The organism is Limosilactobacillus coleohominis (assembly GCF_016901675.1).
Taxonomy (GTDB): domain Bacteria; phylum Bacillota; class Bacilli; order Lactobacillales; family Lactobacillaceae; genus Limosilactobacillus; species Limosilactobacillus intestinavium.
Map to the genome: position 1 here is coordinate 1 of NZ_JACJKU010000070.1, position 7,849 is coordinate 7,849.

Annotated in this window: 9 protein-coding genes, 1 pseudogene and 1 other annotated feature; of the genes and pseudogenes, 8 read left to right on the plus strand and 2 right to left on the minus strand. The window is 39.7% G+C overall.

The window, feature by feature from the left end; all coding sequences use genetic code 11:
* On the plus strand, window positions 1-237 hold a 237-nt coding region (locus H5975_RS06625; RefSeq protein WP_204785386.1), incomplete at its 5' end, for an IS30 family transposase.
* A gap of 128 nt (window positions 238-365) precedes the next feature.
* Here the strand turns inward: H5975_RS06625 and H5975_RS06630 are convergent.
* On the minus strand, window positions 366-1,001 hold the full coding sequence (locus H5975_RS06630) for an HAD family hydrolase (RefSeq protein WP_204785387.1): 636 nt from the start codon (window positions 999-1,001) through the stop codon (window positions 366-368).
* 213 nt (window positions 1,002-1,214) lie between these two features.
* Here H5975_RS06630 and pyrR point away from each other — a divergent pair, with 213 nt between their 5' ends.
* The 4 genes from pyrR (at window position 1,215) to H5975_RS06650 (ending at window position 4,644) form a co-directional block, all read left to right on the plus strand.
* On the plus strand, window positions 1,215-1,751 hold the full coding sequence (pyrR, locus tag H5975_RS06635) for a bifunctional pyr operon transcriptional regulator/uracil phosphoribosyltransferase PyrR (RefSeq protein WP_178661115.1): 537 nt from the start codon (window positions 1,215-1,217) through the stop codon (window positions 1,749-1,751).
* A gap of 130 nt (window positions 1,752-1,881) precedes the next feature.
* Window positions 1,882-2,610, plus strand: a complete 729-nt coding sequence (pyrF, locus tag H5975_RS06640; protein WP_204785388.1) for an orotidine-5'-phosphate decarboxylase — start codon at window positions 1,882-1,884, stop codon at window positions 2,608-2,610.
* Window positions 2,611-2,612: 2 nt separating this feature from the next.
* Entirely contained in the window at window positions 2,613-3,257 is a 645-nt protein-coding gene (gene pyrE / locus H5975_RS06645) for an orotate phosphoribosyltransferase (protein ID WP_204785389.1), read from the plus strand.
* 64 nt (window positions 3,258-3,321) lie between these two features.
* Window positions 3,322-4,644: a dihydrolipoyl dehydrogenase family protein gene (locus H5975_RS06650; RefSeq protein WP_204785390.1), complete on the plus strand. Its 1,323-nt coding sequence runs from the start codon at window positions 3,322-3,324 to the stop codon at window positions 4,642-4,644.
* A 31-nt stretch (window positions 4,645-4,675) separates the two neighbouring features.
* Here the strand turns inward: H5975_RS06650 and H5975_RS06655 are convergent, their stop codons facing one another.
* Window positions 4,676-5,080 (minus strand): hypothetical protein, encoded by a 405-nt coding sequence (locus H5975_RS06655; protein WP_204785391.1) that lies wholly within the window; start codon window positions 5,078-5,080, stop codon window positions 4,676-4,678.
* A gap of 170 nt (window positions 5,081-5,250) precedes the next feature.
* Window positions 5,251-5,496: a binding site (T-box leader), on the plus strand.
* A gap of 89 nt (window positions 5,497-5,585) precedes the next feature.
* On the opposite strand from H5975_RS06655, the gene H5975_RS06660 reads away from it, so the two are divergent.
* The 3 genes and pseudogenes from H5975_RS06660 to H5975_RS06670 form a co-directional block, all read left to right on the plus strand.
* A complete protein-coding gene (locus H5975_RS06660) occupies window positions 5,586-6,437 on the plus strand; it encodes a MetQ/NlpA family ABC transporter substrate-binding protein (RefSeq protein ID WP_178661126.1) in 852 nt (283 codons plus the stop codon).
* A gap of 24 nt (window positions 6,438-6,461) precedes the next feature.
* Window positions 6,462-7,526 carry a methionine ABC transporter ATP-binding protein gene (locus H5975_RS06665; RefSeq protein WP_178661128.1) on the plus strand — a complete coding sequence of 355 codons (1,065 nt, stop codon included), beginning with the start codon at window positions 6,462-6,464 and terminating at the stop codon, window positions 7,524-7,526.
* Window positions 7,519-7,849: pseudogene (locus H5975_RS06670) on the plus strand (ABC transporter permease); the annotation flags it as partial. The gene H5975_RS06665 and the pseudogene H5975_RS06670, both read left to right, overlap by 8 nt.

The window sequence follows — 7,849 nt, forward strand, 5'->3', positions numbered from 1 at the left end:
GATTTGATAAACAAGCCAATGTTTTTCGCACACGCTTATTCTCCTCATGAACGTGGATCCAATGAAAACAGGAATCGAGTTCTCCGCCGATTTATCCCAAAAGGCAAGCATATTGAACAAATATCCAATGATGAACTAATTGCAATTAATTGGTGGCTTAATTCGAGACCAATGAAGTGTTTAAATTGGCAAACACCAATTGAAGTCTTTTTTAGAAACTTACATGATAATTGTTAACTTATTTCTTGCAATCTGCCTAACTAAAAAACTGACTGAACATTTCTTTTCCGGAAAAATTCAGTCATTTAGAATTTTTGTTTCACGTGAAACGCGTTATCAATTAATTGCCCGTAACTTTCAACGCCTTAAATGTTTAATAACTGTTGAGGGTGATTGATTAGATAGTTAGGTTGTTCATCGCGAAGTGAGGCAACGTTAAAAGCTCCCCAAGTGGCACCGCAAGTTTGCACCGCAGCATTTTTGCCCATTTGTAAATCATAGCGTGCATCGCCAATCATGACGCTCTGGTATCTTTGAAGGCTGAAATCATGAACAACCCGATTAACACTTTCGGGATCAGGTTTAAAATTTTTGACCATATCTGAGCCAACGATTTCGTTAAATAGGTGGTCGATTTTAAATCGTTCCAAGTGGTGTTGAATTGTTGTTGAGGAATTACTAGAGAGAATAAAAAGCTGTTTTCCAGCATCGTGAAGGCTTTTTAGAGTTGGTACAATCCCATCAAATAATTTGGTTCCAGAATCTTCAAATTGCGTACAGTACATTCTGAAGTCGTCAAATAGCTGGTCCAATACTTTAGAACTAGCTTGTGGAGCCAACATTGGGAAGAACGTTTCAATTGGCAACCCCATATAATCTAACACTTGTTGCTTGGTAGGGGCTGGGAGGTGATTTTTAATAAATGCTTTTTGGGTAGCAATGGTACAAACCTCACCAGAATCAGCAAGGGTACCATCAAAGTCAAACATGAAATTACGCATGCATACCAGTCCTTTTAAAGAAAATAATTATGTTGATCATTATACGCTGAAGAATGGTTGACACTCAACCCTGATCCGGGTAGACTTATTTTAAATAAAGCCTTTTTAACTCGACCCAGTGAGGTCAAAAGGGGAATCGATGAATACTAATACGTCTTTATGTTCCCCAATCAACGTAAAGGCGTTTTTATTTAATAAAAAGGAGTGTTGATTGTGGCCCATGAAATCGTTGATGGTTCAAGTATGCAACGTGCGCTGACACGGATTACCTATGAAATCATTGAGCAAAATAAGGGTGTTGAAAATTTAGTTTTTGTCGGCATTAAGACCCGTGGTATTTATTTAGCACAACGGTTAGCAAAACGGATGGAACAATTGGAAGGGGTTAAGATTCCAGTTGGTTCACTCGATATCACCTTGTATCGTGATGATCGTCATGTTGCTGATCATAAAATTCAACCAACAGTTAATGGCAGTGATATTGATGTTGATATTAATGACAAACATGTCATTTTAGTTGATGATGTATTATTCACTGGTCGGACTGCTCGGGCAGCGCTAGATGCTTTAATGGATCTTGGACGTCCTAAGCGGATTTCACTAGCGGTGTTAGTTGATCGGGGACACCGTGAATTACCAATTCGTCCAGACTTTGTTGGTAAAAATATTCCAACATCGATGAACGAAACCGTCCATGTAGCAGTTGAAGAATACGACGGTCACGAAGACATTTCAATTGAAAATAATTAGAATTTCACCATTTTAATTCGCTCCAGAGAGGGCAAAAAGGCGAAAGCGGGTTGATCGGACTATATCCGGGTCAATCTACGAAAGCAGTCCTCTCAAGGAGAACTGCTTTTTTGTTTAGGAGGAAAATCAAATGGAACGTTTTGAACCAATGGTTGCAATTGATGTAGCAATCAAGGAAGAGGCACTGAAACTTTTTGATGAATTAGCTTCAGACACTAATCATACTCCAATTGTAAAAATCGGAATGGAATTGTACTACGCTTTTGGACCAGGAATTGTTAAGCAAGCAAAACAACGGGGATTATCAGTTTTCTTAGACCTGAAATCATACGATATTCCGAATACGGTGCGTCGCTCAATGAAAGTAATTGGTAAAATGGGTGTTCGTTTTACAACCACTCATGCGGCTGGTGGTACTGAAATGCTTAGGGCAGCTAAAGAAGGACTTGTTGAGGGGGCCCACGAAGCGGGACTTCCTGAACCAAAGTTATTAGCAATCACTGAGTTAACGTCGATTGATGATAACATTTTAAAGAATGAACAACACGTTGATATGCCACTCATTGATGTGGTTAAGAACTATGCGCAAGTTGCTGAAAATGCAGGATTAGATGGTGTCATTTGTTCTGCACAAGAAGTAAAGGCCATTCGAACAGTTACTAAGCCCGACTTCTTATGCGTTACTCCGGGAATCCGGCCAAACCTGAACGTACAAGATGATCAAAAGCGGGTTGTTACCCCTGCACAGGCACATGAATTAGGAAGCAATGGAATCGTAGTCGGACGACCAATCACACAGAGTGATGATCCTGTGGCAGCTTACAAGGCTATTCGCAAAGCATTTATGGAGGGTGAATAATTATGGTAGGACAATTAGAAATCGTTGCTAAGAATTTATTAGACATTAACGCTGTAACATTAAAACCTGATGAACCATTCACGTGGGCAAGTGGTTTGCATTCACCCATTTATACTGATAACCGACTAACAATCTCATTCCCATACGTTCGTCGAAACATTGCTGTCGGGATGACAGAATTAATTAAACACCATTTAAATGATGCCGATGTAATTGCCGGCGTTGCTACAGCAGGAATTCCTCATGCAGCATACGTTGCTGAACGTCTGCAAAAGCCGCTAATTTATGTTCGTTCCAAGCCGAAGGACCATGGCCGTGGCAAACAGATTGAAGGAGTTTTAAAGGAAGGACAAAAGGTTGTAGTAATTGATGACTTGCTTTCAACTGGTGGCAGTGCCTTAAAGGCTGTTGAAGCTGTTAAGGCTGCTGGTGGTGATGTGATTGGCGTTGTCGCAATCTTCAGTTATCAATTGCCAGCATTGGATAAGAATTTTGAAGACGCCGGATTGCCATACTACACAGTCACTAATTACACAACACTAATTGAAACTGCCAAGAAAAACCAGATGATTTCTGATGATCAACTAGCATCACTGCATGCATGGCGTAAAGATCCAGAAAAATGGTCCCAAGAACACGGTGAATAATAAAAAACGTCCTGCTAGGTCAGGGCGTTTTTGTAAATTTTTAAGTTATTAAAGGAGTATCAAAATGAAACATTATGATGAAATTCTAATTGGCTCTGGTCCGGCGGCATATAAAATGTCTAACTTACTAGCACAAACTGACCACCAAGTATTAGTGATTGAAGGCTTCGAATTTGGCGGAACGTGTCCTAATTACGGCTGTGAACCAAAGATCTTTCTTGAGGGAGCTGTCCGTAATGTTTTACAATCTCAGCAATTGGTTGGCAAAGGGATTAGTAAACCAGCGACACTTGATTGGCAGCAATTAATGCAAACGAAGTTAGAGCGGTTTAACCCATGGCCAGCAGAAACCAAAGAGAATATTGCTAAAACTCATGATGTGGAAAGTGGTTATGCAGAATTTGTGGATGATCATACGGTAAAAGTAAATGGAAACTCTTATCAAGCTGATCATATTATTATTGCGACTGGGCAGACACCCAATATTCTTAATATTCCTGGAAAGGATGAGCTGCATACCAGTTTTGATGTTCTTTCTCTAAAGAAGCTTCCACAGAAAATAACCTTCATTGGCGCCGGTTTTGTGTCCTTGGAATTGGCAACTTTAGTAGCGGCTGCTGGGGCAGAAGTAACAGTAATTATGCATTCAGATCGTGTTTTAAGAGGTTTTCCTAAAGAAGAAAGCAGTGTGCTGGTTAAGGCCATGCAGGATCGAGGAATACGATTCATGTTTAAAACCAATACGCAATCCTTGTTAGCTGGCGATGATGAACTGGTTCTGGAAACAGATCAAGGTTCAGTGAAGACTAATTACGTTGTTGACGCAACTGGACGCCACCCTAATATTGAACGGCTTCATTTAGAGCGAACCAATATTCAGTATGATCGTAACGGAATTTTGGTTGACGATCATTTGAAGACAACTGTTGATGGTGTTTATGCAATTGGAGACGTAGTTAGTCGCCATGAACCGAAGTTGACACCAGTAGCTGAGTTTGAAGGTCAGTACTTATTTAACTACTTAACTGGAAATACCCAGGATACTATTAAATATCCAACCATCGGTCGGGCAGCATTTACTTACCCAGTCGTTGCAATGGCAGGGGTTAATCCAGATAATGTTGTCGATAATCACTCTTATCAGATTAAAAAAGTTCCACTGAAGTATGGGAGCCTCTATGCAGGACAAAACGACCAACTGAGCCATCTAACGCTAGTATTTAAAAATCAGCAGTTAGTTGGTGTGAGTGCAGTTGGTGAGCATGCGGCGGATGATGTGAACAACTTCCTACCAGTTATTGGGTTAAAGATCACTGGTAAAGAGTATCGACAAGCGGTAATGGCAATTTATCCGGCATTAGCTGATAAAGTTGGTGGAGAACTATAAAAAGGTGGCTTCAAAAGCCACCTTTTTATAATTACTTTTTTTCTTTTAAATATTTACTTTTAATCAATAATTCACGTGAGCGATCATCAGCTGGATAATATCCCTTATTAAATAAATGACGGAAGTACATCATGTTGTAAAATAAGGCGAAAATTAATGCTGGCCATGGGAATGTTAGTAAAGTGTTCCACTTGAAAAAGAGTGCAACTAATACGTAATCAGCAGCCAACACAATTTCCAAGAAAAAGTTGTAATAGTCACCACGGAACAATGCAGGTAATGGGCCAAACCAAAACGTGGTCCATGAGATCCCTACCTTGGCAATCCGTAAGTCGCCTCGGTAATTTTTAATTTTCGCATAGTTTGGTGGAATTGGGAGATTGTTAAAAATGTTGTTTGGATCGTTATTATTATTGTTACCAAATGGATTTTGCAATGCGAACCCTCCTTCTTATCTAGGTACATATCATATCATAAGTCATTAAGACTGACTAATGATCAATCATTAGATTAGGCAAAATAGATAAATTGTTCCTAAAAAATTAAAAAACGTGTTGACAAAAATTAAAGTTAAATTATAATTACTCATAATCAATTAATCGAATAACAAACATATCGAAAAGCAGAGTAGGAACCGAGAACTTGTAGAGAGCTTCTGGATGGTGGAAAGAAGTAGTTGTAAGTTTTGAAGATGGGCTTGGAATGGTACCGGTGATGATAGCCGGTAACGGAGTTGCACACGTTATTAGTGCAAGGTTGTATAGGGGAGACGTCTCTTAAGCAACCTGCTGAGGTTGGATCCGTGAGGGTCTAACGAATAAAAGGTGGCAGCGCGATTTAATCGTCCTTTATCTAGAAATAGATAAGGGACGATTTTTTGTTATTACGGTTTTGGTTAATGAAATAGATTAACAGCAATTATTAAAAAGGAGATTTTAGTTATGAAAAGAAGAAAACACACTGGTTTAATTTGGACCATCATCATTGTTGCAATTGTCGTTATTGGTGGTATTGCAGGATTTGCACATCACCGTCAACAGCAAGCAAAGACTGTTACGGTCGGTGTCGTAGGATTGACTAATCAACAGCAAAAGATTTGGGATCAAGTTGGTAAGACAGCTAAAAGTAAGTATGGAGTAACTGTTAAGGTCAAGAACTTCTCAGATTATAACCAACCAAACAAGGCGGTTCAAAACGGGGATGTTGACTTAAATGCTTTCCAACACACTGCCTTCTTAAATGCTTGGAACAAAGCCAACCATGGTGATTTACAATCAATTGGTCGGACTGTCATTGCACCAATTCGCTTATACTCCAAGAAATACAACAGTATCAAAGACTTACCAAATGGTGCCACAATTGCCGTACCAAACGATGCATCTAACGAAAGTCGGGCATTATACGTATTAAAGAACGCGGGTCTAATTACTTTTAAGAAGGGTACTGGTAAGTTAGCAACCATCGCTGATATTGATAAGAACACTAAGAACCTAAAGATTAAAGAATTAAGTGCTGAACAAACTGCACGTTCCTTAAACGATGTCGATGCAGCCGTTGTTAACAACACTTATGCCGCACCAGCAGGTTTAACTAAGAAGCAAACAATTTACGTTGAACCATTAAACCAAGATTCTAAGCAATGGATCAACATCATCGTTGCCAAGAAGTCTGATGCAAACAAGCAAGCTTACAAAGATGTTGTTAAGGCATTCCAAACTACTCAAGTTAAGAAGCTTTACCAAAAGTACTACGGTGATACTGAAAAGACTGCCTGGGATTTGAACTTAAAGTAAACAAAGAATAAGGAGAGGGAAGATATGGCGAACATCATTGATTTAGACAATCTGAGCGTGACCTTTCACCAGAAAAAGGGTGCGGATGTAAAAGCAGTTCAACACGTGAACCTCCAAGTTGAAAAGGGCGATATTTATGGAGTTGTTGGTTACTCGGGTGCTGGTAAGTCAACCCTTGTCAGAACGATTAACCTGCTTCAAAAGCCAACTGAAGGGACCGTGACGGTTGCTGGAACAGTCCTTTTCAAGGATGGTCAACAACAAATTGACAATAAGGAACTTCAAGCCAAACGTCGTAACATTGGAATGATTTTCCAACATTTCAACTTATTGAACGAAACAACGGTTGCTGAAAATGTTCTGTTTGCCTTGAAACACTCTTCGATTTCTGACGATGAAGCGGAAGCTAAAGTGTTGAAGCTGTTAGATTTAGTGGGGCTTAAAGATAAGGCAAATGCATATCCGGTTCAACTATCAGGTGGTGAACAACAACGGGTAGCGATTGCGCGGGCTTTAGCTAACGACCCAGAAATTTTAATATCTGATGAAGCAACATCGGCATTGGATCCACGTAATACTAACCAAATTTTAGACCTTCTTAAGGATCTCAATAAGAAGTTAGGCTTAACAGTCGTCTTGATTACCCACGAAATGGATGCCGTAAAACGGGTCGCTAACAAAATTGCGGTAATGCAACATGGGGTAGTGATTGAACAAGGTAATTTACGGGATGTTTACCTACGACCAAAGGAAGAATTAACTCGCCAATTTGTAGGTGGCTCATTAGCTGCAATTGAAACCTTACGTTCCTTTGACTTAGGTCACTTAGCACCAAATGAACAACTATTCCAAGTAGTCTTTAGTGCTAATAATGTTACAAAGTCCATTATTTTGGAACTATACAAGCAATTGGGAGTAGATGTTTCAATGCTTTATGGTAACATCGAAGTCCTTGGTGACGAGCCAGTCGGCACAATGTTCATTTTGGTAAAGGGTGATGAAAAACAGCTAGCTAGTGTGGTTGACCTCTTAAAGGATCAAAATGTTGAAGTAACGAAGATTGATGATCGGGGGATTTGGAATGACTGAGTTATTAACTAAATACTTACCAAACGTTGCTAACCTTGGTTGGGGTGGTGACACTGGATGGGGTACCTCTATTTGGCAAACTATTTACATGACATTTTGGCCAGCGATTTTTGGTGGTCTCCTTGGTTTAATCTTTGGTGTTGTACTTGTTATTACTAAACCGGGTGGCATTATGGAAAACCGCTTCTGGTTTGGCTTTTGTGACAAGGTAGTATCCCTTTTCCGGGCAATTCCATTTATCATCTTACTAGCGTTTATTGCACCGTTTACACAATTGATCGTTGGTACCCAAATTGGGACAACAGCAGCATTAGTGCCTTTGT